The 24159-nt window shown below is 60.5% G+C and carries 22 protein-coding genes and 8 pseudogenes; 13 read left to right on the forward strand and 17 right to left on the reverse strand.

All coding sequences use genetic code 11. The features are described from left to right. The first annotated feature begins 33 nt into the window (after positions 1–33). Positions 34–204 (forward strand): substrate-binding domain-containing protein, encoded by a 171-nt coding sequence (locus ACVWW1_RS00365; protein ID WP_456654422.1) that lies wholly within the window; start codon positions 34–36, stop codon positions 202–204. A 100-nt stretch (positions 205–304) separates the two neighbouring features. Here ACVWW1_RS00365 and ACVWW1_RS00370 read toward each other — a convergent pair whose 3' ends face one another. Further along, positions 305–514: a RidA family protein gene (locus tag ACVWW1_RS00370; RefSeq protein ID WP_456654423.1), complete on the reverse strand. Its 210-nt coding sequence runs from the start codon at positions 512–514 to the stop codon at positions 305–307. 141 nt (positions 515–655) lie between these two features. Here ACVWW1_RS00370 and ACVWW1_RS00375 point away from each other — a divergent pair. Next, a pseudogene (locus tag ACVWW1_RS00375) lies at positions 656–793 on the forward strand (type IV secretory system conjugative DNA transfer family protein); the annotation flags it as partial. On the opposite strand, the pseudogene ACVWW1_RS00380 reads toward ACVWW1_RS00375, so the two are convergent. Together ACVWW1_RS00380 and ACVWW1_RS00385 are read right to left on the reverse strand one after the other, a co-directional pair. Then, a pseudogene (locus ACVWW1_RS00380) lies at positions 779–949 on the reverse strand (DUF3363 domain-containing protein); the annotation flags it as partial. The pseudogenes ACVWW1_RS00375 and ACVWW1_RS00380 sit on opposite strands and share 15 nt — an antisense overlap. After that, positions 943–1242, reverse strand: a pseudogene (locus ACVWW1_RS00385) (transposase); the annotation flags it as partial. The pseudogenes ACVWW1_RS00385 and ACVWW1_RS00380, both read right to left, overlap by 7 nt. A 154-nt stretch (positions 1243–1396) precedes the next feature. Here ACVWW1_RS00385 and ACVWW1_RS00390 point away from each other — a divergent pair. Then, a pseudogene (locus tag ACVWW1_RS00390) lies at positions 1397–1513 on the forward strand (branched-chain amino acid ABC transporter permease); the annotation flags it as partial. A 3-nt stretch (positions 1514–1516) separates the two neighbouring features. Here the strand turns inward: ACVWW1_RS00390 and ACVWW1_RS00395 are convergent. Continuing rightward, a pseudogene (locus ACVWW1_RS00395) lies at positions 1517–2534 on the reverse strand (IS1182 family transposase); the annotation flags it as partial. A gap of 310 nt (positions 2535–2844) precedes the next feature. Between ACVWW1_RS00395 and ACVWW1_RS00400 the strand changes: the two are divergent. Next, positions 2845–4080, forward strand: coding sequence for an NAD(P)/FAD-dependent oxidoreductase (locus tag ACVWW1_RS00400; RefSeq protein WP_456654424.1), 1236 nt, complete (start codon positions 2845–2847; stop codon positions 4078–4080). 370 nt (positions 4081–4450) lie between these two features. Here the strand turns inward: ACVWW1_RS00400 and ACVWW1_RS00405 are convergent, their stop codons facing one another. The 3 genes and pseudogenes from ACVWW1_RS00405 to ACVWW1_RS00415 all read right to left on the reverse strand — a co-directional run. Beyond that, the gene (locus tag ACVWW1_RS00405) at positions 4451–4957 is read right to left on the reverse strand and encodes a universal stress protein (RefSeq protein ID WP_456654425.1); all 507 of its coding nucleotides are present in this window, start codon (positions 4955–4957) and stop codon (positions 4451–4453) included. 145 nt (positions 4958–5102) lie between these two features. Further along, complete coding sequence (locus ACVWW1_RS00410; RefSeq protein WP_456654426.1) at positions 5103–5366, reverse strand: hypothetical protein; 264 nt, start codon at positions 5364–5366, stop codon at positions 5103–5105. A gap of 330 nt (positions 5367–5696) precedes the next feature. Continuing rightward, positions 5697–5879, reverse strand: a pseudogene (locus ACVWW1_RS00415) (ATP-binding protein); the annotation flags it as partial. Between ACVWW1_RS00415 and ACVWW1_RS00420 the strand changes: the two are divergent. Beyond that, complete coding sequence (locus tag ACVWW1_RS00420; RefSeq protein ID WP_456656576.1) at positions 5859–6947, forward strand: 2Fe-2S iron-sulfur cluster-binding protein; 1089 nt, start codon at positions 5859–5861, stop codon at positions 6945–6947. The pseudogene ACVWW1_RS00415 and the gene ACVWW1_RS00420 sit on opposite strands and share 21 nt — an antisense overlap. Positions 6948–6965: 18 nt before the next feature. Beyond that, on the forward strand, positions 6966–7418 hold the full coding sequence (locus ACVWW1_RS00425; protein WP_456654427.1) for a VOC family protein: 453 nt from the start codon (positions 6966–6968) through the stop codon (positions 7416–7418). Between the two features lie 52 nt (positions 7419–7470). Here the strand turns inward: ACVWW1_RS00425 and ACVWW1_RS00430 are convergent, their stop codons facing one another. Both ACVWW1_RS00430 and ACVWW1_RS00435 read right to left on the reverse strand, forming a co-directional pair. After that, complete coding sequence (locus ACVWW1_RS00430; protein ID WP_456654428.1) at positions 7471–8196, reverse strand: SOS response-associated peptidase; 726 nt, start codon at positions 8194–8196, stop codon at positions 7471–7473. Between the two features lie 3 nt (positions 8197–8199). After that, on the reverse strand, positions 8200–8649 hold the full coding sequence (locus tag ACVWW1_RS00435; RefSeq protein ID WP_456656577.1) for a hypothetical protein: 450 nt from the start codon (positions 8647–8649) through the stop codon (positions 8200–8202). Between the two features lie 145 nt (positions 8650–8794). Here ACVWW1_RS00435 and ACVWW1_RS00440 point away from each other — a divergent pair, with 145 nt between their 5' ends. Continuing rightward, positions 8795–8977 carry a hypothetical protein gene (locus tag ACVWW1_RS00440; protein ID WP_456656578.1) on the forward strand — a complete coding sequence of 61 codons (183 nt, stop codon included), beginning with the start codon at positions 8795–8797 and terminating at the stop codon, positions 8975–8977. A gap of 298 nt (positions 8978–9275) precedes the next feature. Here the strand turns inward: ACVWW1_RS00440 and ACVWW1_RS00445 are convergent, their stop codons facing one another. Beyond that, positions 9276–9413 carry a hypothetical protein gene (locus tag ACVWW1_RS00445; RefSeq protein ID WP_456654429.1) on the reverse strand — a complete coding sequence of 46 codons (138 nt, stop codon included), beginning with the start codon at positions 9411–9413 and terminating at the stop codon, positions 9276–9278. Positions 9414–9519: 106 nt separating this feature from the next. On the opposite strand from ACVWW1_RS00445, the gene ACVWW1_RS00450 reads away from it, so the two are divergent. From ACVWW1_RS00450 to ACVWW1_RS00465, 4 genes and pseudogenes are all read left to right on the forward strand, one after another. Beyond that, positions 9520–10239 (forward strand): DNA cytosine methyltransferase, encoded by a 720-nt coding sequence (locus ACVWW1_RS00450; protein WP_456656579.1) that lies wholly within the window; start codon positions 9520–9522, stop codon positions 10237–10239. Between the two features lie 279 nt (positions 10240–10518). Further along, on the forward strand, positions 10519–11226 hold the full coding sequence (locus tag ACVWW1_RS00455; RefSeq protein ID WP_456656580.1) for an FRG domain-containing protein: 708 nt from the start codon (positions 10519–10521) through the stop codon (positions 11224–11226). Positions 11227–11272: 46 nt separating this feature from the next. Continuing rightward, on the forward strand, positions 11273–12346 hold the full coding sequence (locus tag ACVWW1_RS00460) for a DUF262 domain-containing protein (protein ID WP_456654430.1): 1074 nt from the start codon (positions 11273–11275) through the stop codon (positions 12344–12346). 336 nt (positions 12347–12682) lie between these two features. After that, positions 12683–14027 (forward strand): annotated as a pseudogene (locus ACVWW1_RS00465) (IS1380 family transposase). Between the two features lie 446 nt (positions 14028–14473). Here the strand turns inward: ACVWW1_RS00465 and ACVWW1_RS00470 are convergent. Continuing rightward, a complete protein-coding gene (locus ACVWW1_RS00470; protein WP_456654431.1) occupies positions 14474–15238 on the reverse strand; it encodes an outer membrane protein in 765 nt (254 codons plus the stop codon). Positions 15239–15600: 362 nt separating this feature from the next. Between ACVWW1_RS00470 and ACVWW1_RS00475 the strand changes: the two genes are divergently transcribed. Further along, complete coding sequence (locus ACVWW1_RS00475) at positions 15601–15813, forward strand: hypothetical protein (protein WP_456654432.1); 213 nt, start codon at positions 15601–15603, stop codon at positions 15811–15813. Between the two features lie 230 nt (positions 15814–16043). On the opposite strand, the gene ACVWW1_RS00480 is transcribed toward ACVWW1_RS00475, so the two are convergent. The 6 genes and pseudogenes from ACVWW1_RS00480 to ACVWW1_RS00505 form a co-directional block, all read right to left on the reverse strand. After that, positions 16044–16499, reverse strand: coding sequence for a TQO small subunit DoxA domain-containing protein (locus ACVWW1_RS00480; protein ID WP_456654433.1), 456 nt, complete (start codon positions 16497–16499; stop codon positions 16044–16046). Next, a complete protein-coding gene (locus ACVWW1_RS00485; protein ID WP_456654434.1) occupies positions 16402–17160 on the reverse strand; it encodes a TQO small subunit DoxD in 759 nt (252 codons plus the stop codon). Before ACVWW1_RS00485 ends, ACVWW1_RS00480 begins: the two co-directional genes overlap by 98 nt. A 19-nt stretch (positions 17161–17179) precedes the next feature. Further along, the gene (locus ACVWW1_RS00490) at positions 17180–18160 is read right to left on the reverse strand and encodes a substrate-binding domain-containing protein (RefSeq protein ID WP_456654435.1); all 981 of its coding nucleotides are present in this window, start codon (positions 18158–18160) and stop codon (positions 17180–17182) included. A gap of 9 nt (positions 18161–18169) precedes the next feature. After that, the gene (gene tetH / locus ACVWW1_RS00495; RefSeq protein WP_456654436.1) at positions 18170–18952 is read right to left on the reverse strand and encodes a thiosulfate dehydrogenase; all 783 of its coding nucleotides are present in this window, start codon (positions 18950–18952) and stop codon (positions 18170–18172) included. Positions 18953–19117: 165 nt separating this feature from the next. Continuing rightward, a pseudogene (locus tag ACVWW1_RS00500) lies at positions 19118–22239 on the reverse strand (efflux RND transporter permease subunit). Then, positions 22236–23420, reverse strand: a complete 1185-nt coding sequence (locus tag ACVWW1_RS00505; RefSeq protein WP_456654437.1) for an efflux RND transporter periplasmic adaptor subunit — start codon at positions 23418–23420, stop codon at positions 22236–22238. Before ACVWW1_RS00505 ends, ACVWW1_RS00500 begins: the two are co-directional and overlap by 4 nt. A gap of 307 nt (positions 23421–23727) precedes the next feature. Here ACVWW1_RS00505 and ACVWW1_RS00510 point away from each other — a divergent pair, with 307 nt between their 5' ends. Beyond that, a complete protein-coding gene (locus ACVWW1_RS00510) occupies positions 23728–23913 on the forward strand; it encodes a hypothetical protein (protein WP_456654438.1) in 186 nt (61 codons plus the stop codon). Positions 23914–24159 lie beyond the last annotated feature (246 nt).

Consider the following 24159-nt stretch of genomic DNA (forward strand, 5'->3'; position numbering starts at 1 on the left):
TCTCTCGCTCGTCGGTCACACGACATGTCACTCATGGATGTCGTCTCGCCGCCGCTCACCATGGTGCGTATCGAGCACCGCGAGATGGAGCGGATCGCTGCCAGGATGCTGATCGAAATGCTCCAGAGCGGGTCAGCCGGGATCCGGCACGTCGTGCTTCCTCCTGAGCTGGTCGTCAGGAAATCCACGCAACCGGCAGCCTAGAGATCTGCCGGCTGCTTCGCCGGGCGGGTCATCAAACCGGCGCCGGCGTGGCCTTCCTTCTGTCAGGGAGCCGTCGGCGATCTCGCCGTCGGCCGCGGGCTTATTTCGCGGGAGGCCGCTTCAGCTCGTCCTTGATGACCGCGATTCCCTGAACCTCGACGACGATTCCAGGACGCGCAAAATTAGAGATAGTGAGGAGCGCCGAGCCCGGATACGGGCCATCCTTGAACACTTCCTTGATCACCTCTGCCTCCGCTTGATTCATTCGTGGGTCGTTGACGTAGACGGTGATCGACACCAGATCCGACACGCTTCCGCCTACGCGGTGTTCATGTCGCTACGGTCGTCGGTAAGCCCGCCGCCTCCAAGGAATCTATTTATATGGGGCCTTTTTCTACGCGGTGGGGGCGATGGTCGCGGTGTGCGCGCGGCCGGGTCGAATCGAGACCCTCTCAGCGGGGGAATTGGCCACCTGATGGTCTCGCGCCAGGAGACGGCGAGGCCGCTTTTGACCCCTGGCGAGGTCATGCAGCTTCCGCCGATGGACGAGATTGTCATGGTGGCAGGTACGCCGCCATTCAATGCCACCGCCGTCCTTGACGACACCAGTCACGTGTTGACCGAGCCTCTTTTCGAGTTCGCGCGACCAGGGCACGAGCTGGAAGCCAAGACCGTTGTCGATCATCGCAAAACGCCCCGAGGTGAGCGTCAGCAGCCGGCGATACGTGCCCGCCACCTTTTCGTGAGAAAGTGCGTTGCTCCCATCCAACACTTCATCGTACCGAACGGATGCTCCGCTGTCTGACGGCGGAGCCCCATTGCATTGGGGTTGTGGTCGAGCCGATCTTGAACTTTCTCCAGAACGGCCTCGTGCTCCCAGCGTGAGATGCGGCGCTCGGGGCCTGTCGTGCACTGAGCCTTTAGCGCGCAGGTTTTGCAGGCGCTTGTCCAATAGCGGCGCAGTGTCTTTCCGTCCTCTACGTTCGTATAGTGATAAGTTAGGCGCTCGCCGGCGGGACAGCGATAAACATCGTCGGCGGCGAGGCTCGAGCCCAAATGGACGGCCATTTGCATCGGCCGTCTCCTTCCACCAGGCGCGAAACAAGGCTTCCCTGTGCCATGTTTCTTGCAACGAATGGGCTTTGTGCTGTTCGAAGGGTTTCATGTCATTATATCTCAAGCGAGTTTGATCATGAGCGCAGTCGAAGACGTCGTCGAGGGCCACGAGGCGGTCGAGGCCGTGCCGAAGCGGGCCATGACGCTGGGCACCGGCACCTCGCTGGTGGTGCTGCTGCTTCTCCTCGCCGTTCTAGACGAAGTCCTGTTTGCCGAAGCGGCCAGCAGCTTTGGCGCCCGAAGTCATCGGCTTCGGCAACGTCACCGTGATGTCGGCTTCCTCGCAGGCCCTGATCTCCCCTCCATCGTAATAGCCGCGGTCTGCCACGACTTCGAGCGTCTCGACAGCCATCTCGTCGCGCGCCTGGCCGGCCATATTGGTGAGTTGGGTGGCGATCGGTGCCCACGTTGGTCACCTCGTGAGCCACGATGAGATGATGCTGCGTATCGACCGCAATCTGCACGTTATAGCCAACGATCCCGGTGTCCTTGCCACTTGTCGCCATCGAGCGCGCGTCAGGATCGGTCAGCGAGATCTGCTTGTCTTCGCTCTTCATCATCTCCGCATTGATCGCATCAAGCCGGACGGTCTCCTCCCTGAGCTTCTCGATCTTGCCCTTCAACTTCGCAACTTTCGCCGCCGGCACTGCGTCGCCGTGCCGATCGGCGGTCGCGAGCTGCGAGAGATAGCAGGCGATGCTCTCGTCGATCCGCTCCAGGCACCGCTTCATCTTCGCCTCGGTGAAGTTCTTGTCCCGCGCATTGACGGCCTTGAACTTCGATCCATCAATGGCGACGCTCGCCGCAACAAGCAGATCAAGCTTGCGGCACAGCGCGACGAACGCGCGGCAGACCTCACGAATGGCCTTGCCATTGTCCTTGCGGAAATCCGCGATGGTCTTGAAGTCCGGCGCCAACTGCCCGGTCAGCCAGATCATCTCGATATTGCGCTGGCATTCCCGCTCCAGGCGTCGGCTCGACGGCACGCGATTGAGGTAGCCGTAGATATAGAGCTTCAGCATCATGCCGGGGTGATAGCTGGGTCGGCCGGTGGCGAGTGGCTAGACACCGACAAACCCGAGCCTGTCGAGATCGAGACCGTCGACGAACACGTCGACCGCTCGCACCGGGTTATCTTCGGTCACATAGTCGTCGAGCAGCGCGGGGAACAACGTGCTCTGTCCGCGATCGACCCCTTCCACGAATTCCGCCATCGCTCGTCCCCGCCGATTCATTGGAGAATAATAGCAGAGGCGGAGTTTTCACACGGCCTGGGCCCTTTTCGGCCTCATCGGGCGGTCCGCGGATGTCTAATCACTGGGACCTAGCGGACGTCAACGGAAGGCGCTCAACTTCCGAGCGTGATCTTAGCGGACGCTGGAAGCGTATATTCATTGGTATAAGAGCAATATTTTCTTCGTCCTTCTGATCTGGGCCGGAGTAGTTACCTCTCGTCAATCGTCGAAAGTTCATCCATAGTCCTATTTTTGCGCAATCGATTGTCGATAAAAACGGGAAATTATGATGACCAGTGCATCGCCGGATATTGTGATAGTGGGTGGAGGCATTGGCGGTGGTGCGCTGGCGAGCGTGCTCACCCGCGAGGGCATCGAGATCGTCGTGCTCGAACGCGAGACCGTCTTTCCTGATCGGGTTCGCGGCGAATGGATCGCTCCCTGGGGCGTCGCGGAGGCAAACCGGCTCGATCTTCTCAATCTGCTGCAGGAGCACGGCGGCCTCTGCATCTCGCGCAACGTTCTGTACGACGAAATCTGGTCGTCGGATGCCGCCGAGCGGCACGCGATGGATATGACCGTGATGCATCCCGAAGCGCCAGGAGCGTTGTGCATTGGTCATCCGCTGATGTGCAATATCCTTCACGACGGGGCCGTTAAGTGCGGCGTTAGGTTCATCAGGGGCGTCGAGCACATCGAGGTGACCCCAGGCGCTCGGCCTGTGGTGTCCTTTGTCCACGACGGAGTGACAACAACACTGTCGCCCCGTCTCGTCATCGGGGCCGACGGGCGCAATTCGCAAGTCAGGAAGCGGCTCGAGTTTCGCGTCGAAGCCGATCCGCCGCACAGTATTATCTGCGGCATGCTGGTGGCCAATGTACCGGATTGGCCCCGCGATGTGCAGGCGATCGGAACCGAGGACAGGCTCCATTATTTGGTCTTCCCGCAGGGCAAGGATCTAGTTCGCCTCTATGCCTGTTACCATTTTTCTGACCGCGCGCGATTTGCTGACCCCGACAAGCAAGCCCAGATGCTCCGTGCCTTTCGGTTGAACTGTCTGCCGCTCGGCGAGGCGATTGCAGCCGGCACTCCGATTGGACCACTGAACGGAGTTTCAAATGAGGATCACTGGATCGACGATCCGACGGCACCTGGCGTCGTGCTGATCGGCGATGCTGCCGGCCACAACGATCCCATCACCGGACAGGGTGTCTCGATTACGTTACGGGACGTGCGATTGACGAGGGACATTCTCCTCTCCGGCGGCGGAGACTGGAGCCAGAGCGACTTCGCACCCTATGTCGAGGAACGGCGTGAACGCATGCGCCGGTTGAGGATCGCGGCCCGTCTTGCAAGGCAACTCCGGGTGGAATTCGGTCCGGACGCGAAAGCGCGCAGGGCTCTCGTGACTATGCGTGCAGCCGAGCGTCGCCTGTCCCCTTACCCGGCTGTGCTGATCGGTCCCGAGCGTCTGCCGCCGGAAGCCTTCTTGCCAGAGACAATTGAAAAGCTGTTCGCGGCTTGAAGTCAGCATTCCGAAAATGTCAGCTTCTGGCACGTTGAAAACCTACCGATGGACGCTGACTAAGTCTGTTTATGGCGGGAGACCGACCGAAGTGGCCCACCGACTGCTAAAGCGACGTGAATGAGATTCTCCGGCTTCATCCCAAGTGGAGTTTCTCCAGGATGAAGGGCTATCGAGGACCCACACGTTCGCCAGAAGTTAGAGAGAGAAACAGTGGGCCTCCTTCCGAAAGGCGGGACAGCCAGAATGAACAGGATGCGCCGGAACAAATTAAGTTGTCGCGCGACGAAACCGTTCCACCTTTGCACTTTGCTACAATTCATTCGGCGATCGCGCTTGATGGCTTTGGTTCGGCGCAGTGTGGAACACCTTACTCGCTTGGTAGTATGGACGCGGTATCTGAGGTGGGCTTTTCACCCGGCTGCTTCAGTCGCTCAAATTCATCGTCGCTGATGTCCGTTTGACCGACCAGGACGCTGCAGCGGAGACGCTTGACCAAATAACTGCCGACAGACCCGAACCACCATCGGGCCAGTGGCCCTTGCGGGCGGTGACCAACGACGACGAGCTGCGCTCCTATTTCCTCAGCGACATCTGCAATTTCATGCCCGGGGTCTCCCGTTTCCAATCTGGCGGTCGGTGAAAAACCCAGCGCTTTGAGACGCTCCACGCCCTCCGCAAGGATCGCTCTGTAATTTGTCGTTTGTTCGTCTATCGGAATGGTAAGCCCAGCATCAGGGGTCACGATGGGAGGTAGCTCTACAACAGCTAACAGGAAAACCTCGGCTCGGCAGAGCTGCGCGAGCTTGGCTCCCTCTCGCAACGCCCGCCGTCCTTCGATTGAACCGTCATAAGCGAGAAGAACCTTCCTATACATGAGGCGCTCCCATCGGTTGCCGCGAAGACCAGCCGGTGGATACTATCACTAATCGATTAAGACGGATCACAATATTGACCGGGCTGCGTGGCGACAATCCCCGGTAAGAAGCGCCGATACAGGTGGAGAGGTGACACCAGTAGGGTCACACGTTGGTCGCCGTGCTTGGCCAACTTAGGAAACGGCGCGACCATCCCGGACGTAGCCACGAACCTGTTCCAAATAGCACCACCACGGGTTCGATCGCTGCCCAGCCCAACTCAGCCATCACCTTGGCAAGGTGCCGGTACGTGCCGGCGGTGCGATCACGCTGCGGGACCTCCAGGGTGTCGAGCAACGTCTGGGTGCTGATCCGCACCAGGCCGTCAAAACCGACCTTCCGGCGCACAAGCTCCAGTCGGAGGCGCAACGGGCTTTACCGTGAGCGCCTTATACGGGGGGTGGCAGCCCGAGAGCTTGGGGAGGGCCAGCTAGAAATCCTTTCACCTTGCGCGACAGTATTTGCTGGTCCCGCGGGCGGTGACCAGATCAAGCCCGGGCCCAATCCCTTGAGCGGGCGAGGGCAAAATCTCATTTTGAGATTTGCATCATCCAAGATGTGACAAGGCGCGAAAGGCGAGGCCATGACCCCGCTTGCGAACCTCTCGAAGTCCGGGTGGTCAAACACCCTGTATTCAAGAACTGCAGCGATCGCGTGTACCAAGCAGTAATCTGCTTTACTCCGCCGCTCCACGTGAGACTCTTCGACGATCAGCAGCTTTGGCTTCGACAGCGCGAGCAGTTTCTCATCCAGACGCCGTTCGCCATGCGCCTTGGCAAGGCCTGCGACCGGTGTCGTCGCCGTGGTGAACTGCACCGTGTACCCGGCCAGGATCGCCTCTCGCCCCAGCGCGATCGACAAGTGCGTCTTGCCGACTCCGGGCGTGACGGCCGCAGTTACGTCGGCGGGATCGCCTTCGATCGGGATTTCCCGGGGGAACGTCAGCGTCGGTCGCCGGCCCTCGCCGGGCTCGGTGAGCCGCTGCCGCCGGCTCTGCCAGGTCAGTACGTCGTCTTGCGTCTTCGGCGAGCCGCCGCTGGGCCGCCACTGTTTCGCAGCTATTCGCTCTCGGGTCCGCTCTCGACGGAACGTTATCGGATCAGCGTGAAGATCGAGCCGAACGGGGTGGCCGGAAGCTGGCTGCGGGAACACGTCCGCCCTGGCGATGTTCTGGACGTGAGCTCGCCGCGCGGAAGCTTTATTCTGGAGTCTGGGGAGGGGCCGGTGGTGTTGCTCAGCGCTGGAATTGGAGCGACGCCCGTTCTGGCGATGCTGCACGCGCTTGCGGCGGTCCGCTCCGCGCGGCCGGTGTTGTGGCTGTATGCGGCTCGCGACGGGCAGCATCATCCATTTGCCGCCGAAGTCCGAAGCCTCATCCCCGCGCTCGCCCACGGCCGCCACTTTGTCTGCTACAGCAGGCCGGCCTCGCGCGACAGGATGGGTGAGGATTTCGATGCTGCCGGTCACCCGTCGCGCTCGGTGTTCGACGAGGTCGGCGTCCCGCGAGAGGCCAATGTCTACATCTGCGGGCCCAGTCGCTTCATGGTGGACATGAAGGAGACGCTTGCAGCGCTAGGCGTGACGTCGGAGCGGATACATGCCGAAATCTTCGATGGCGGCGAGTCGCTGACTCCCGGCGTCGTCGGCGCAGCAGTGCCAACTCCGCATCTGCCCGATGACGACGCCGACACCGGGCCGCTGGTGTCCTTCGCGCGTAGTGGCATCGCCGCGCACTGGAAGGCGTCGGCCTACCAGAGCATTCTGGAACTGGCCGAAGCTTGCAACGTCCCGGTCCGTTGGTCCTGCCGGGCCGGTGTTTGTCACAACTGTGAGAGCGGTCTGGTTTCGGGCGCGGTCGCTTATGGACCGAAGCCGCTCGATCGGCCCGCCGACGGGAGCCTCCTCATTTGCTGCTCGCAGCCGACGAGTGACGTCGTCATCGATTTGTGAATCCTAAGGGGTGAAGCGATGAATACAACCAACACAGCGGTCGTAAACTTCTCAGTCGAAGTGGTCACGTTGCCGGTCAGCGATATCGAGCGGACGCTGCGGTTCTATGTCGATCGGGTCGGCTTTTCGCTCGATGTCGACTATTCGCCGAACGACGCGTGTCGTGTCGTGCAACTCACGCCACCGGGCTCCGGCTGCTCGATACAATTCGGCATAGGATTGACCGACGCCGCCGCGGGGTCGGTGCGCAACGTCTACCTCGTCGTCCCCAACCTTGAGGCTGCGCGGAGCCGCCTGCTCGAACATGGCGTCGACGTCGACGAAATTCGGCACAAAGTGCCGATCGATGCCTGGGACGGAAATTTCGCGCCGGGCCTCGACGCCACTCGCAGGGACTATGCCAGCTTCGCCGGCTTCTCGGACCCCGACGGCAATAGTTGGGTGCTGCAGGAACGTGGTTATAGACGTTGATGATCTTGCACTGGTGGTGTGCGGTCCCCCACCTGCCCATTGGATTCGTCTGTCACGCCGCCGTTCCGGCCGGGTCTTCCTTGACGCCGCGGGCGACGATTTGGAGCGCCCCGTCCGGCATCGGCCGCTGCAGCTTCAGAGCGTCCTCCGGAGATGCCGTCATCCAGGTTTCGACTTCTTCGGGCGTCGTCAGGATCACGGGCATCGCCTTCGGGTGGATGGCGCCGACCTCGGCGTTCGGCTCCGTCGTCAGGAATGCGTAAAGGTCGTTGGTGGTTTCGCCCTCTTTGACCTTCCGGACGGAGGTCCAGTTGGTCCAGATGCCGGCGAAGCAGGCGAGGGGCCGGGACTCGTCGAACGCAAACCAGATGTCGCCGCCCTCGGCCTTGTTGAACTCGCTGAAGGAGTTGAATGGCACCACGCAGCGGTTTTCGGCGCCGAGCCAGCGGATCCAGTGCTTGCTCTTCACGTTACGGATGTTGGTCGTGCCGCCGTCCGGCTCCATCCGGAGCAGTTCCTTGAAGTCCACGGTCTTGCCCTTCGCCTGCAGCTTTTCCGCGCGCTTCTTGGTCGCATCCATGAGCGCCTTCGAGGACGACGGCATGCCCCACCGCGCGGTCGCGAGCTCCCGGCCGCCGGCTCCGTTGCGAACGATCGGCGCCGAATAGTCCGGAAACACGCCCGGCATCGGAGCCAGGTTGCCCACGTACCGGTTGACCACGCGGAATAGCGCGCTGATGGCCGCCTGGTTGGTGGTGATCGAGTACAGATTGCACATTGCTCAGGTTTCGGTTTTGGGATGCCGCGGCTGCCAAGCCAGTTGTAGCAGGGTCGCCGCGGGCCGTCGGCCTGCTTTGGCGCATTTCCGGCAGCGCAGCCGGCTGGCGAGGTCGTGCACGAAAGTGGTCGGCGGGTGCTTCATGCCGGCCAAGTCGACGTCGCTCGGCGTCTTGCATCGCGAGCATCGGATTTCCAGCCACGGAAAACCGCCATTGATAGCCTGGTCGATCGTCGGCGACGGATCGATCGGCTCGCCGTCCGACCACATCCGTTCGTTCCAGCTTTCGCACAGCAGCCGGTCGGCCTGCTGCAGCATGGTCTCGGCCTTGGTCCGCATCTCGGCCGACTGGGCGGCCAGGATGCCGGTCATCGCACGCGCCTTGCCGAGCTCCTTGTTCAGGGCCTTGCGGTCGCCTCCGGAGAGGGGCGTGGGATGATGTTTTGGCGCCATCCGGGCATCCTGGAAACGGGCGGCTGACGGCGCGCCGGCGACTACTCGAACGATGGCCACCGGCTTGGTGTTTTTGCTTCGGCGTAACAATATCAACCATGCGCGGTGACCGCCTCCAGACGGTCGGGCCGCGACCGCAACCCTGATTGAAGTTCACCATACGACTCCAGTTCATGTCTTGGGCCCGGGATATATGATCAACCCTGAGTCCGATCTTGTCCCGCTTTGTCCCAATTGCCACTCGGTGGCGCATACAAGGAATCCACCGCTAAGCATCGACGAGATTAAAGCCGCGCGGAACGATCGTTGGGCGCGTAAGAATATCTGAACCCACGCCAAAGACAGTTATCGTAGCTGGTCCGAATCGTCTGATTTGCGAGTTCGATGATATGCCTGCGTCAAAGCGCCTGTGTTTCTGGTCATAGTTGGCCTGCTACCTTTTTGACGCCGAAACGCGTCACGCCGGCGACGCCGGCCGGCACGGCGCCGGCGGGCGCAGATCCACAGGATTTCGCGGCCGGAAGGCCGCCGGGGGAGGCCAGCTTGGCCGAAGGGGCCGGCAGCACCGGCGATGGGGCCACGCGGGCGCCAACTGCCGCCGGGGCGTTCCGGGGAGGGGGCGGTCCTCAGGCCAGGGCGTCCAGAGCCGGCAGGTCGTCCTCGTCCAGCTTCATCTCGAGCCGGAGTCCAGTGAGCCTGGCGCTGCGGTGGCGGAATTTCGATCCGGTCATCAGAATGAACTTGAGCTCCTTGGCGATCAGCATCTGCAGGATCGGCGACAGAACGTCCGCCGGGATCCCGATAGAGCCCCGGATGATTCCGGGCAGGGCGTCCAGCGACCCCAGCGCGATCGGCTCGTAGCCCGACTACATCTTTGTAGAGAACGTGCCGGGCTTGCAGCATGTCGAAAGGAGCGAAGGGCCGCTAGGTCAGTTCATCGCGCTGCTCGACAAGATGAAATACTCCTACGTCGTCGAGGTACTTCCCGCGCTGTCTTTCGGCGTCCCGCAGAAACGTGAGCGGCTCATCCTGATGGCAAGCAGGCGGCCAGGGCTCAAGTTTCCACGTCCGACGCACGGCACGGCGAGGCGGCGCGCCGCTACCGTCAGGGATTGGATCGGAAGCCTTCCGGCGATAGAAGCTGGCGAAGCTTACCCGGTCGATCCCGATCACCGCGCTGCGGGGCTTTCCAAGCTCAACCTCAGGCGAATTGCGGCTACTCCGGAGGGAGGCGGCCGGGACGCATGGCCGAAGTCGCTTTGGCTAGACTGCCACAAGAAGTTTGACGGTCATACGGACGTCTATGGTCGGCTGGCTTGGGATCGACCCGCAGCGGGACTCACCACGCGCTGCATAAGCTACTCCAACGGCCGGTTTGGTCATCCGCAACAGCATCGGGCAATCAGCATCCGCGAAGCAGCCTGTCTCCAGACCTTTCCACTGCGCTACAGATTTTTTGGCACGCACGAGTCGAAGGCGCGACAGGTTGGCAACGCCGTCCCGCCGCTGATGGCCAAGGCGATCGGAAAGGCCTTCCTCGTCCACGCTAGGAAGCGCGGCGCAGACCCGCTTCGATCAGGCGTCAGATAACCGGCCCTGTATCTCGCAAGCGGAGGGGGGAAGGACGAGGCGGTGATCTCGAGCCAAATCAGAAAATGGTAAGGCTCCAGACCGGCCGTAGGACGATCCCGACGGCGTGGAAGGGGCGACGCCCTCTAGACCAGAGTGAGCATCTGCAGCACAACAGTTGCATTTTGACTATTATTACAATTGCACTACGTTCAACCAAAAGCTGCACCAGTCCCATTTTTCGGTTTATATTATATGCCAAAGATATCGATCTACCGCCCGACCAGTTTGCCCCGCTACATGGAAATAGTGCAAAAACTCCAGCGGCAGGCTCGTCATTCCCTATGGTTTCGAGGAAACGGGCACCTTAAGCATAAGCTCGTGCCCTCACTCTATCGGCATAAGCAGAAGCCTTCCAACGATGGATTCCGGACGCTTGAGCGGCAACTAATGGCGCGATTCCGCCAGCGTAGTATGCCTTACCATTCCCGTGATCTGCGCGATGATTGGGAAGCGCTCTTCTTCATGCAACACTATGGTGTGCCCACGCGATTGCTTGATTGGACAGAAAATCCGCTTGTAGCCCTGCACTTTGCGCTCATGTCTTCGCAGCGTTCAGCGACTGGTACCACGCCGGCGCCCTGCATTATTTGGGTATTAGATCCATTCGCTTGGAATAAGTCTGCGCTTGCGCACGTATCCTATGACAGTGGACCTTTGACGACCGGCGACGAAGACCTGAATGGATATGCGCCGAAGGCCTCGGCGCTGGGAAATTTTCCAGTCGCTCTGTACGGCGCTCATAACAGCCCACGAATTGTTGCCCAGCAAGGCGTTTTCACGATTTTTGGTGTCAACAAAAATCCGATGGAAGAACTTGTAACGAAAGGATTGTTTCCCAAGCAATCACTTGCCGCAATCGTCGTTAGCGCTATTCGCGTAAGAACTATGCGTCTATCCTTGCTCCAGCAAGGTGTAACAGAAACACGTCGTATTTCCCGATCTTGAAGGACTAGCGAAAGAAACAAAGCGATTTTTTGGTTTTGAGGGATAAATGAGTCACGTTCTTCCAGCGCTCAATGTAAAGATCCACGAACCTAAGACGCTTGTGTGGTGGCGCGCGCGAAAAAATAAGATTGATATGGAGCCAACGTACCAACGCAGGGGCCGCTTATGGTCGCCAACGGACAAAGCCTATCTGATCGATTCAATTTTGAACGGCTTCGACGTACCGAAATTTTACTTGGCGGATTTTACGTATGCGGATTCGACGTTGAACAAGAAAAAACTTCCGTATGCGATAATTGATGGCAAACAACGGTTTGAAGCTATCTTCGATTTTTTTGAGGGAAGGATCACGCTGAACGAAGATTTTGTGTTTCTTGAGAATCAAGCTCTCAAGCTGGGCGGACTGGGTTATCGTGATTTAACTCAGAACTACGGCGATATTTCGGAGATTTTTGATAACTATCATCTCGCTGTGATGAGCGTCATCACCAACAGTGAGGCAATGATCAATGAGCTGTTCGTTCGGCTAAACCGCAGCAAGCCTCTTACAGGAGCCGAGATCCGAAATGCTATGGCCGGGCCGGCACCCGAAATAATTCGGCAGATGGCGAAGCATGATTTTTTCGCAGAGTTCATTGGCTTTCAGGTGAAGCGTGGGCAGGACCTGAATGCGGCCGTAAAGCTCTTACTGTTCGAGTTTTATGGCAAGCCTCAAGAAACCAAGAAGAGCACTCTAGACTCGTTTGTGAAGCTGGCTGGAAGGGAACATGCAAAGCTAGAATTAGCGGCCAGGCGTTCGTTTGAAGCGCTTCAAGACTTGACCACTATCTTTCTTCCGAAAGACCGACTGCTCGGGTCTGCGGGAGTGCTGCCAGTTTACTACTGGTTCATACGGCAGCTTAGGCCGCCTCAATATGCACTGGTAAGGGAGTTTCTTAATCGCTTCGAAGAGGAAAGAAAGGCAAACCGCAGGAAGATGGATGCTGGCAGCGGAGGGAGTGGTGTGGATAAGCAACTCGTTGAGTACGACCAATTTAATCGCAGCACGAACGATCTTACAAGTCACATAGGCCGTATCGAAATTCTGAAGAAGCGGTTTTCTCGGTTTTCGCCGGGATAGTTTTTTGAATGACTGTGGTCAGTTTGCCTTGGTTATTCGTGACGGAGGAGGGCGAGATCCACCCTGCCAGCCGGCCCCTGCCGGATAGGGCAACAAAGGCCGAAGCCGGCTAACGTGAAATTGCACTGCCCATTCTATCCTGGCGGCCATCAACCTGTTTGCTATACTCCGGCGCGAAAAATCCCACTAAGATTGCTGACAACACCAAAACGCCTAGCCCGTCTTATTCATCAGCGGCTTGTTGAGAGGCTGGCGAGCGTGGCGTAAGCCGCTGAGATGGCGTAGGATTCGGTTGCTGACACCCACCCTCCGCGCATCCGGGCCGCCACACTCGCCATGACCGACGATACGAGTCTGCCGTTCTCATTTCCAGCCGTTTCCCGCAAGAAGATCACAGCCTCGTTCGACGGCGGCAAGCTGACGTCGGATGGCGGCGTCATGCTTCTGGCCATGGCGGACCGGCGCCTCGGCTTGGCCGCGAAGTTGTCCTGCGTATTCCCCGAGCGGCGCGATCCGGGACGCATCGTGCACAGCCTTGCGGATATGATCCGCGCCCGCATCTTCGCCATCGCGTGTGGCTACGAGGATGGCAATGATCTCGATCGTTTACGCGGCGATCCGGCGTTCAAGCTGGCTTGCGGCCGACTGCCGGACACTGGCCGGGATCTGTGTTCGCAGCCGACCCTATCGCGCCTGGAGAATGCACCACACCTGCGCGAGGTGATCCGGCTGAGCTCTGTGCTGGTTGACCTATGGATGGACAGCTACGCGCGAGCGCCGAGCGCAATCACGCTCGACATCGACGACACGGTCGACGTGGTGCATGGCCGTCAGCAACTCTCGCTGTTCAACGCCCAATTATGATGAACACTGCTTCCTGCCGATCCACGTCTACGACACCGAGCACAGCCGGCCTGTTGCGGTCATCCTGCGCCCCGGCAAGACGCCGAGCGGCCGCGAGGTGCGGGCACACCTGCGCCGCCTGGTTCGGCGCATTCGCCGGCGCTGGCCCGATACGCGTATCACCTTCCGCGGCGACAGCCATTACGCCGGCCCCGAGGCGATGACTTTTTGCGAGCAAAACGGCGTCGATTACATCTTCGCGCTAGCCGGCACGAAGCCGCTCGCCAGAAAGGTCGACGAGGTCTGTGATGCATTTCGAACCGAACGTGCGATCGAGAACAAGATCGTGGTTCGCGGCTACACCGAGACCCGCCACGCGGCCGGCTCCTGGCATCGTGAGCGCCGCGTCGTCGCCCGCATCGAGGCAACCCAACAAGGGCTCGACGTCCGCTACGTCGTCACCAGCCTGGATATCGGCTCGGCTGAGTGGATCTATGACAGCCTCTATTGCGCTCGCGGACAGGCCGAGAACCTGATCAAGCTGCACAAGACCCAGCTCGCCTCCGATCGCACCAGTTGCCGCTCGGCGCTCGCCAACCAGGTCCGCCTCGTCTTCCACACCGCCGCCTATTGGCTCATCCTCGCCGTGCGCGATGCCATCCCAAAGCCGCGCGATCTGGCAACGGCCGAGTTCAACACGATCAGGCTCAGGCTTCTCAAGATCGCAGCCCGCGTCATCGAGACCGCCACCCGCGTCCGTCTCGCCTTCGCTGCGGCGTGCCCCGACGCCGACCTGTTCCGCCGCTTGGCAAACGCTCTGGTCCCGCAAGCACCCTGACGCGCGGGGCATGAGCCCCCGGTCACCCCGCTGCCGTCCTCCAACGCGTTCACGAAGTCGGGTCGAAAAGCGGCGAAAAAGCCGAAGCGTTCGCGCGCGCCTTCACCCCGACCGGAAATGTTCCAGCTGCCCCGCCCGGCAATCATGAATAAGACGGGCTAGGGGGCGATTGTCGAAATCAACGGAAGGCCGGCAGCAGGTCGTCTACGACGTCGGAGAAGAAATTCTGACGGCTCTTCAGGCGGTGTTTCTGACCGCGGAACGAGCCCTTGCCTATGCTCCCTCCGGACCGACCGTCGCTTTAGGAGGGCCATACCGTTTTCCTTGATTTCGAAGTGAAGAGGCGGACGGAGGCGGATTGGTGGCCTGAAAGATCGTTCTCGCCAACAAAAAGGGCCGGCATCTCTGCCGGCCCAACTCACGGGAGAAAACGTAACTAGACGAGGTCAATATCTCGCCGCGACTGGGGCGCCGTAGCCACCGAAGCGATAGTTAAACCGCACAGTGACCATGTCCACGTCTTGACTGATGCGGTCGTTGAGTACGGCCGCAAGACGCGGATCGGCCACGGAGAAGGAATTGTTCGCATGCCCCATAAACAGATGGTCGTATTCAACCCCGACCGACCAATTTGGAGTGAAGCCATACTCGAAGCCGACACCCACTGTGCCGCCCCAACGCGTGTTACTCGCCGAGACCAGACCGAGCCCGGTGAAAGTGTCGAATATGTCAAGGCGATTGCTGGTCACGGCCGCGCCGCCCTTCACGTAGAGTAGCGCCGCGTTCCACGCCCAACCGAGTTGGCCGGTGAAGAGGCCGATGCCGTCAGTTTTCACTCGGGTTGAGATCGTCGGATCGAACAGGCTGACGCGCGTATTGTTGAGGTCGGCCCAGTCGCCTTGTGCTTCTAATCCGAACACAAACTGATTGGCTTGCCAACGATATCCGATTTGGCCGCCTACAACGCCTCCGGAACGATCACGGCAACCGCTTGCGACTGTCCCCGCAACAGTGATGAAATCCACGCAGTTGTGGCTTTGGCCCCATCCGCCGTTGGCGCCGATGTAGAAACCGGTCCAATCATAGATCGGCGCCACCATCGGGGGAGGCGCCTTGGTGTAAGGACGGGCCGCTAAATCCGCAGCGCTTGCCGGAGCCGATAGGCTCAGCGCCATTGCACTAATCGCACCAATCAAGATGATTTTGTTCATGTGAATTCCTCCAAGTCCGCTTCCGTAGTCCCCGAAGCGTTTCTGCCAAGGCAAGAGCGCCCACTTCACAATTCCAGTTGTAATTGTAGGCGAGATGCTGCCAACGGCATGTAACGGAAAAGCCACACCCGCCAGCCAACTCCCGGGGTAAGCTCTTAATCTAGCTTTAAGAATTGAATTGCGTTGACCCGGCTTGCGAGAGGAACAGGACCAGCCTTGCGTTACAGGCTCGGTGGCGGCGCCCCGGCCCCGAAGAGCCGGGTTTTGCGCCGGCACTAGTAGCAGGCTGGATAGGGATAGTAACCACAGCGATAAGCGCGGGATGCTCCATAGGCAGCGGCTCCGACGCCGACGGCAACCACATGGCGTACTGCGGCACCGCGGTAAGCACCCCCGTGGTAGACGCCACCGTGGTAGACGCCACCGTGGTGGACGCCAACGCGACCGACACCGCCGCGAAATGTGGAGGCCTCATCAACGACGGGACCAACTCGCTGAACATGACGAAGCCGGTCATCTTTTTTGGCTGCCCGTGCAGCTTCAGCGACCTACGTCAGTGGCATGTGTTCGGTTGATGTCTACCAGATATTGAATGGCTGAACGGCTTGGCAGGAAGAAATATCTGCCGGCGCGAACGGTCACAAAGCTCTCGATGTCCCGCACCCGGATCGGCCCTGACGCCGTCGGAATGGTGAACGTCCGGCGATCGCCAGCTGACCGCCCCACTGGACCTGCCTAGGTACTTTGACGGCGCCTCATCCTCAAGTTGACGGGCTGTCCAGTTTGGCCTGCTGAATCACCGGAGTTAATCCGTGACCGCCGGACCGAGCGGGGCCGAGAAACTTCGTCCGTCGACGTCCGTGAGCCGGAGCGATCTCGCCTGGAGAGCGGCGGCAGAGGCCGGCGGGGGCAGTGTCACCGACGCTGCTGCTCCCATCGATGCCCGGATCCCGAAGGGTCCAGGCGCGAACTTGTTGTAGGCAAAATCGTTGACGAAAGCAGTCTTTGGCAAGGTCGAGAGGGCGGCGGCGTCGTAGCGCGCGACGGGCTCGTTACCCGTGTCGATCAGATCGGCTGCGACGACATGCTCCGGCGCTTCTGGCGTGCCGGCATCGAGATAGACGTGAAACCGAATGGAGCCATCGGCCAGCAATCTGGCGTCGCTAACGGTGAGATGATGCTTCGTCGGGCTGACCGGTCCGCCATGAAACGGCGTCACCACCGAGCCGCGGTAGTAGCTGTAGGTGCCGATGTCGAACACCAGGACAAAGCCAAGCACGGCGAGCGCGAGATTGCGGAACGCGAGATCCTTGAGCGGCAACGGCAGGCTTCCGGCCATCCAGCGAAACCATCGGCTCTTGGCGAGCGCGGGATTGTGCCGGATCAGGACGTTGTCGATCGAGTAGGCGCCGCTGCCGCCCAGCAGGAGTGTTGCGCCCATCGCGAGATTGCACGCCGCCATGGGTCCATTCGTCGATGCAGGTCGCGCCCTGCCAGCCGAACATCGCCATCAGCAGCACCGAAAATCCCATCGACATCAAAGCGGCCGCTCGGGTCAGGGCGCCTGCCATCAGCATCGCTCCGACGATCAGTTCGGCGGCGCTGAACAGGATCACGCCGGCATAGAGCAGCCAGAAGTGGTGCAGCATGAAACTGATCAGGTGATCGGTTCCGAACAGCGCGCCAGGCATTGCGGTCTGAAACTTGTTGGCCATCCAGGTGGGCGCGTCCGGGTTGAGCTTCGAGGGCGCATAGATGAAGCGCCGGGATCCGCCGCCCCAATAGATGAATCCCTGAATGATGCGGACCGACATTATGGCGAGCGAGGCCGTTCGCCATAAGTCCTGCGCTTCCGTCACGCCCGCGGCGTTGTCAACCGAACGCACGATATTGGAAGCAGGTGTGAGGGACAGAGTGGCCATGAGTGCATCTCCTTGATCGTCAGCCCGCCGATGTAGTGCCCGTGAACGGCTTGAATCCGTACCGCTTGAAGATCGCGAGCGCCGCGGGCGAGCGGACGAAGGAAAGCCAGAGTTGTGCCGCCTCCGGATGCGGCGCGCTCCGCACTTCGGCACCGGCATAGATCGCCGTTGTATTCTGCGCTCGTGGGATGTCGACCTGGGCGATGGGATTGCCGGCTTGCTCCTGAAAGGCTGCTTCCGATTTCCAGGTCACGCCCGCCTGCGCGCGCCCCCGCATCAGGAAGAGCGGCGTCTGCCGGTGATGGATCTGGGTCAGAACCGTACCGCCGTCGGCGACCTTGGTTTTGTATACGGTGGTCGCCAGCGCCTCGCCGCCCGCCTTCCTCAATGAGGCCTCGATCTGGAGGGCGATACCTTCGAATTCCGGATTGGGCATCACGACATGGAGGTCGGGCCGCGCCAGATCGGAGAGAGTCTTGACACCGCCGGGATTGCCGGACGGCACCATGATCGTGAGGGAATTGGTCACGTAGGGAACGGCTGGGCCTGTCAACAGGCCCCGATCGATGAGATTCTGGACCTTCTTGAGCCCCGCAAGATAGGCATCCGGCTTCGCCGTCCAGGTCATGTTGCCGGAGGTAACGGTCCCGCCGGCCTCGATCTGCTTTTCGAGGACGCCGGGCGGAAGCGTCTCCCAATAGATCCTGCCGCCGAACTCGGGATGCAGCTGCTCAAACGCCGCGACCAGTGGCGCCATAGCGAAAAAGTAATTGCCGCCGACGTACAGCACGAGTTTCGGGTTGGATACGTCGCCATGGAAATCGGCGAGATCATCTACGTCCGGAACCGTAAACGAGAGCCCGCGTTGTGCAGCATCGCTGTTTTCGCCGTGTTGCCAGGGAGGAAAGATGGAATCGTTTTGGACCCGCTCCGCGGCCCGCGCGACGAACGGAAGGAGCAGGGCGGCGGCAAGTGCGGTGGCGATGGCTGCTTTGCGCATTTGATTTGATCACGTGGCGTAGTGAAAGCCGGCCTGCTGCAGCTCCGGAATCGTCGCAACTATTCCGGGGGTCAGCACGACGTCATCGATGAGATGATTGGTCAGCTCGGCAGCCACCGCCTCGTGCGAGGCATGATCCGGGTTCTTGCCGGAGGTGATCAGCTTTGCCGTCACTTCCCAGATCGCGTTGTGGCAAGCCAGGAAGACAGCGCCGCGCTCCTGCAGCGCCGGGATGGTATCGCCGATCGGTCCGAATACGCTATCGGGATTCTCGCTCTGCGCGAAAGCACTCGGGGCCGGCTTCGGCATTGCCAGTGTGTTGGTCTTGAAGCCGTTGCCGGTCAGCGTCGCGAGTTCATACTTCTCCCACATCGCTTGGTCGAACAACGCGAGGTGCGCCGTACCATGCGTGGCGGAGACCGCCAGAAAGTCCTTGTGTGCGAAGGAAAAGATCTGCGCATTGATCGAGTTACGCATCAAGTTGAGCCAGGGACCCGCGAGATTGGTGTTGTCCCACACCTGCTTGCGGGCGCCGCGATAGGTGATGATCTCCTTGAGCGCGTCGCTGTCCCAGAATGCGGATTGCTGGAGAATCATCGGCACCATCTTGAAATCGCGTCGGCGCGGCGCGCGGCGCAGCCGGCCCATCAAATCGGCGAGCTCCTGGGCGCCGGTCGGGATGATCTGCGCGGTCGTGGCGGCACGCGAGGGACCGGCTGCAAGCGCAGCGGTCCCGGCTGCAAATGCGCCCAAGCTGACAAGGGCGGAGCGGCGTGAGCTATCGAGCGACATTCAGGATCTCCTCAAATTGCTTGCTGGTGAACCGATCGAGCATTGCTCGAAAGGCCCGCCTTGCTGCCTATGAGGTAGGAGCGCTACGATGGCACACCAACGCATTTTTCAGATCGATCCGATCACGAGATCTGATGAACACAATGCGATTGGCTTGGCTCTCGTTCATTCCGCAGGCGCCGGATGGACGTCGCGGGATGCCGTTTGACGCCGTCGTGTGCCGAACAGCCAATTCTGTAGCCGATCGAGGTAAAGGTAGACGACTGGCGTGGTGTAGAGCGTGAGCACCTGCGACAATGCGAGACCTCCAACGATCGCGTAGCCCAGAGGCTGACGGATCTCCGATCCGACGCCGGTACCGATCATCATCGGCACGGCACCAAGAAGCGCTGCCATCGTCGTCATGAGGATGGGACGAAAGCGCTTGATGCAGGCCTGGTAGATCGATTGCTCCGGTGTAAGGCCGTCGGCTTGCTCGGCCTGGATCGCGAAATCGACAAGCATGATGCCGTTTTTCTTGACGATGCCGATGAGCAGAATGATCCCGACCACCGCGATCACACTCAGGTCGAAATGAGCGGCCATCAGGAGTAAAAGTGCGCCGACGCCCGCCGAGGGTAGCGTGGAGATAATCGTGACAGGATGGATCGTGCTTTCATAGAGCACGCCGAGGATGAGATAGATCACGAACAGCGACGCGGCGATCAGGATCGGCGTGCTCTTCAGCGAGGCGCCGAACGCCTGGGCGTTGCCCTGGAAGCTTGTCTGCAACGACAGCGGCGGATGCAACTCCTTTTCGATGGATTGTATGCCGCTCACCGCCTCACCAATTGCGGCTCCGGGCGCCAGATTGAACGAGATCGTCACGGAGGGAAATTGTCCCTGGTGGTTCACGACGAGCGGCGAGACCTTCACCACCGAGTCGACCAGCGTTGAAAGCGGCACCTGCTGCCCGCTCGACGACTTGACGTAGATGCCGTTGAGCGCTTCGGGCCCATACTGGAACTTCGGGTTGACCTCCAGGACGACGTGATACTGTTGCAGGGCCGTGTACATCGTCGAGACGATCCGCTGACCGAATGCGTCGTCGAGCGTGTTGTCGATCGTGTACGGCAGGATGCCGTAGGACGAGGCCACCTCGCGCTTGATCGTGATGTCGAGCAGCGGTCCGGCATTGAGCTGGTCGGTCGTGACGTCCGCAACCGTGGGCAGCGTCTTGATCTTGTCGAGAAACAGGCCCGCCCAATGGCTGAGCTCGCCCTGATCGGCATCGTTCATGGTGTACTGGAACTGGGTCTTGTTCAGCCGCGCGCCGACGGTGATGTCTTGCGCAGGCTGCATGTAGAGAGTGATGCCCTGGATATTGGCAAGATTGGTCTGGAGTCGTGCGATTACCTTGGCGATCGGGTCGCGCTGATCGGCCGGCTTGAGCTGGATAAATACGCGGCCGTCGTTAACGGTGTAGGTGCCGCCGCCGGCGCCGACCGCCGAGCCCACCGATGCAACGGCAGGGTCTCGCATGACCGCATTGAGCATGGCTTGCTGGCGCTCTGCCATCGCCTGGAACGAGATGTCCTGAGCGGCTTCGGACTGACCCAGGATCAGGCCGGTATCTTGCTGAGGGAAGAAGCCCTTGGGAATGATGACATAGAGATATCCGGTCACCACGATGGTGGCGATCATCACCATCAAGGTGATGAAGCGATGCCGCAGCACGACTTTCAGACCTGCTTCGTAGGCATTGAGCAGGGGGGCAGATCGAACCCGCGCTCGGACCAGCGGTAGAGGCGGCCGTGCTCATGGCTCTCGGGTTTGAGCAGGTAAGCGCACATCATCGGCGTCAGGGTCCTGGAGATCATCAGGGAGAGCACCAGTGCGACGCTCACGGTGATTGCGAATTCGCGGAACAGGAGGCCGACATAGCCGCTCATCAGGAAGAGCGGAATGAAAACGGCGATAAGCGAGAAAGTGATCGCCATGACCGTGAAGCCGATCTCGCCGGATCCCTTCATCGCGGCATCGTACGGGGACAAACCCTCCTCGATGTGCCGCGTGATATTCTCGATCTCGACGACGGCGTCATCGACCACGAACCCGACGGCGATGGACAGCGCCATCAGCGACAGATTGTCGAGGCTATAGCCCATCTCGTAGAGGATCGCGAAAGTGCCGATCAGCGAGAGCGGTACCGTGACGGCTGGAATAATGGTTGCCCAGAAGCTGCGAAGAAATATGAAGATCACCATGACGACGAGTGCGATCGTCAGGAGTAGCGTGAACTGCACGTCCGCAACCGAAGCGCGGATCGTCTGAGTGCGGTCTGAAACGACGTTTATCTTGATGGCGGCTGGGATCGACGCCTGGAGGGTCGGCATCGTTGCCTTGATCCGCTGGACCGTCTCGATGACGTTGGCCCCGGGTTGACGCTGCACGGCGAGAATGATGGCGCGCTTGTTGTTGTACCAGCCCGCGATCAGATCGTTTTCACCAGCGCTAACGGCGCGTCCGATATCGCGAATGCGAACCGGCGACCCGTTGCGATAGGCAATGACCAGATCGGCATATTGATCCGGATGGAACAACTGATCGTTGGTACTGAGCGTATAAGTCTGGCGTGGGCTGTTGAGCGTTCCCTTGGCCAAATCGACATTGGCCTGGCCAAGGACAGTACGAACGTCCTCCAGGTTGATGCCGCGTGCGGCCAGCGCCTGCGGATCGACCTGGACACGCACCGCGGCCTTCTGCTGGCCGCCGGAGATGCCGACAAGGCCCACGCCCTGAATCTGTGAAATCTTCTGCAGCAGGATGTTCTCGGCATACGCGTCGACTGTGGTAAGCGGCAGGCTGTCCGAGGTGAGACCCAACACGAGGATCGGTGTGTCGGCCGGATTGACCTTCCGGATCGTCGGCGGATAGGGCATGCCGGTGGGCAGATACGGGCTTGCCGCGTTGATGGCCGAAAGCGTATCGCTTACGGCGCCGTCGATCTGGCGGTTCAAGTCGAACTGCAACGTGACCTGGGTGTAGCCGAGTGCGCTCGCCGACGTCATCTGCGTGAGACCGGGTATTTCCCCGAATTGGAGCTCGAGCGGCGAGGCGACCGAAGAGGCCATCGTTTGCGGGTCGGCGCCGGGCATCTGTGCGGTGACGGTTAGCGTCGGATAGTTGACGTTCGGCAGTGCAGCCACTGGCAACAACGGATAGGCCACAAGTCCGGCAGCCAACAATCCGATCATCAGCAACGCGGTCGCGATCGGTCGCCGGATAAAGGGCGCGGAGATGTTCATGGGATGGGTGCCTGCAATGCGTCCTGAGCGGCGGCTTCCTGGGCGGCCTTGCCATGGAGCAGGACCACGTGCGTTCCCGGACGCAGCTTGTACTGTCCGTCAACCACGACTTGCTCGTTGGCTTCGAGACCGGAATCAATCAGCGCCTGTCCGTCGCTGACCTGCGCTACCTTGATTTGACGGATGGAGACCGTGTCGTCCGGATTGACGGCGTAGGCATATGGCCCGGTCGGTCCTTGCTGGACGACGGCGGCCGGGACCGTCAGGCCGTTGTGCCGCGTATCGAGCAGCAGTCTTGCATTGACGAGCTCGCCGGGCCAGAGGCTGCTCTCCTTGTTGGGAAAGTTCGCCTTGAGCTGGATCGAGCCGGTGGTCTGCAGGATCTCGTTATTGACGAGTCCGAGCTGCCCCTCGCCAAGCCGAATCGTGTTGTCCTGGTTGTAGGCCAGAACGGAAAGAGGCGTCTTCGATTTCCGCTGCTGCTGCTGGATCTGCGGAAGAACGGTCTCTGGCAGGGTAAAGATCAACGAGATCGGGTCCAACTGGGTCACGACACAGAGGCCGTTCGTGCTCGACGGACTGATAATGTTGCCCACGTCGATCTGGCGAATGCCAACCACCCCGTTGATTGGAGACGTAAGCCGCGTGAAGCTAAGCCGCACCTTTGCAGCATCGATCAGGGCCTGGTCAGCCTTGATCGCCGCCTGCAGCTGGCTGACTTGCGCATTTTGCGTTTCAATCAACTGAGGCGTGGCCCAGCCTTTGTCGCCGAGCTGGTTGTAACGGACTTGATTGGCCCGCGCATTTGCGAGCTGCGCCTGATCGCGTTCCAGATTGGCGGCATATTGATCGATCAAGGCCTGATAGGGCCGCGGGTCGATCTGTGCGAGCAGATCGCCCGCATGGACCTGCTGACCCTCGGTAAAGTTGATGCTGGTGATCTGCCCTTGAATCTGGGCCCGGACAATGTCCGTATTGTAAGCAATCACTGTGCCGACGCCCGTCAGATAGATCGGAACATCATGCTGGGTTACAGTGCCGGCAACGATCGGAACGGGTGGCACTGGAGCAGACGCAGCGGCTGCCTTCTGGATCGGGTAGAGATGGGTAAAGTGCAGCAGGCCGGCACCCGCGGCGAGTGCGGCCAATACGGCGGCAGAGACGGCGATCTTCATTTTCATGGACGTTGCTCCGGAAGACAGCGGCTCAGCAGCTGCCTGGTAAAGCCGTGGATGCGGACATGCCGAGGGACGAGCATCCAGATGAGGCGATCGAAGCGGGCGCCATGGAGGGCGCGGTTACAGTCGGCGCTGTCGGTACGATTGGCGCGATGCTGCCTGTCACGAGCGGTGCTGCCGGCGTCGGAAGCAGGGCCGCGGAGCTGACACCGAGATTGCTAATCTCCGTCGAGCCGAGAGGAATGCCGGTCCTGGCACTGCCGCCGGGCGTTGTCGGCGCCGTCGAACTCGGGGGCTCGAAGATGCGGCAATGCTGCTCGAGCCGGAGCCGCACATGCTCGACATACCTGCGGTATCGAGCGTGCCCGATGTGGTCGACATCCCGGAGCTTTGCGTCATTTCCGACGTCGTCGACAGTGACGATGTTGCTGTGTTCCCAGCTGCGCCGCCGGTGACTGGTGTCGATCCAGCCATCGCCATGCCGCCGCCGTCATAGGTCGACGTCGAGCCGTACATCCCGTTCGGCGAGAGACCGAGGGTTGAGCATGCGGTGCCGGTGGACGGAGCGGCGATGCTGCCGGTGACCATAGGGGCCGGGCTGATGCCGGGCGAGGGAACTTCAGTCGCCCCAAGGCCGATCCCAAGGGGTGAAATCGGGGACGCTGTACTGCTGCCGAGTGGAGAAGTTGCCCCCACCACGGGAGTCGGAAGCGCCATTCCTGTCACCTGTGCGAGCGCTCCG

Source organism: Bradyrhizobium sp. JR3.5, assembly GCF_054057015.1.

Bases quoted from the DNA above. Each gene is read 5' to 3' on its own strand.
- ACVWW1_RS00365 (WP_456654422.1), top strand. From the start codon at position 34: ATGGATGTCGTCTCGCCGCCGCTCACCATGGTGCGTATCGAGCACCGC.
- ACVWW1_RS00400 (WP_456654424.1), top strand. From the start codon at position 2,845: ATGACCAGTGCATCGCCGGATATTGTGATAGTGGGTGGAGGCATTGGC.
- ACVWW1_RS00405 (WP_456654425.1), bottom strand. From the start codon at position 4,957: ATGTATAGGAAGGTTCTTCTCGCTTATGACGGTTCAATCGAAGGACGG.
- ACVWW1_RS00425 (WP_456654427.1), top strand. From the start codon at position 6,966: ATGAATACAACCAACACAGCGGTCGTAAACTTCTCAGTCGAAGTGGTC.
- ACVWW1_RS00430 (WP_456654428.1), bottom strand. From the start codon at position 8,196: ATGTGCAATCTGTACTCGATCACCACCAACCAGGCGGCCATCAGCGCG.
- ACVWW1_RS00435 (WP_456656577.1), bottom strand. From the start codon at position 8,649: ATGGCGCCAAAACATCATCCCACGCCCCTCTCCGGAGGCGACCGCAAG.
- ACVWW1_RS00445 (WP_456654429.1), bottom strand. From the start codon at position 9,413: ATGCTGATCGCCAAGGAGCTCAAGTTCATTCTGATGACCGGATCGAAA.
- ACVWW1_RS00455 (WP_456656580.1), top strand. From the start codon at position 10,519: ATGGAAATAGTGCAAAAACTCCAGCGGCAGGCTCGTCATTCCCTATGG.
- ACVWW1_RS00460 (WP_456654430.1), top strand. From the start codon at position 11,273: ATGAGTCACGTTCTTCCAGCGCTCAATGTAAAGATCCACGAACCTAAG.
- ACVWW1_RS00470 (WP_456654431.1), bottom strand. From the start codon at position 15,238: ATGAACAAAATCATCTTGATTGGTGCGATTAGTGCAATGGCGCTGAGC.
- ACVWW1_RS00475 (WP_456654432.1), top strand. From the start codon at position 15,601: ATGGCGTACTGCGGCACCGCGGTAAGCACCCCCGTGGTAGACGCCACC.
- ACVWW1_RS00485 (WP_456654434.1), bottom strand. From the start codon at position 17,160: ATGGCCACTCTGTCCCTCACACCTGCTTCCAATATCGTGCGTTCGGTT.
- ACVWW1_RS00490 (WP_456654435.1), bottom strand. From the start codon at position 18,160: ATGCGCAAAGCAGCCATCGCCACCGCACTTGCCGCCGCCCTGCTCCTT.
- tetH (WP_456654436.1), bottom strand. From the start codon at position 18,952: ATGTCGCTCGATAGCTCACGCCGCTCCGCCCTTGTCAGCTTGGGCGCA.
- ACVWW1_RS00505 (WP_456654437.1), bottom strand. From the start codon at position 23,420: ATGAAAATGAAGATCGCCGTCTCTGCCGCCGTATTGGCCGCACTCGCC.
- ACVWW1_RS00510 (WP_456654438.1), top strand. From the start codon at position 23,728: ATGCTGCTCGAGCCGGAGCCGCACATGCTCGACATACCTGCGGTATCG.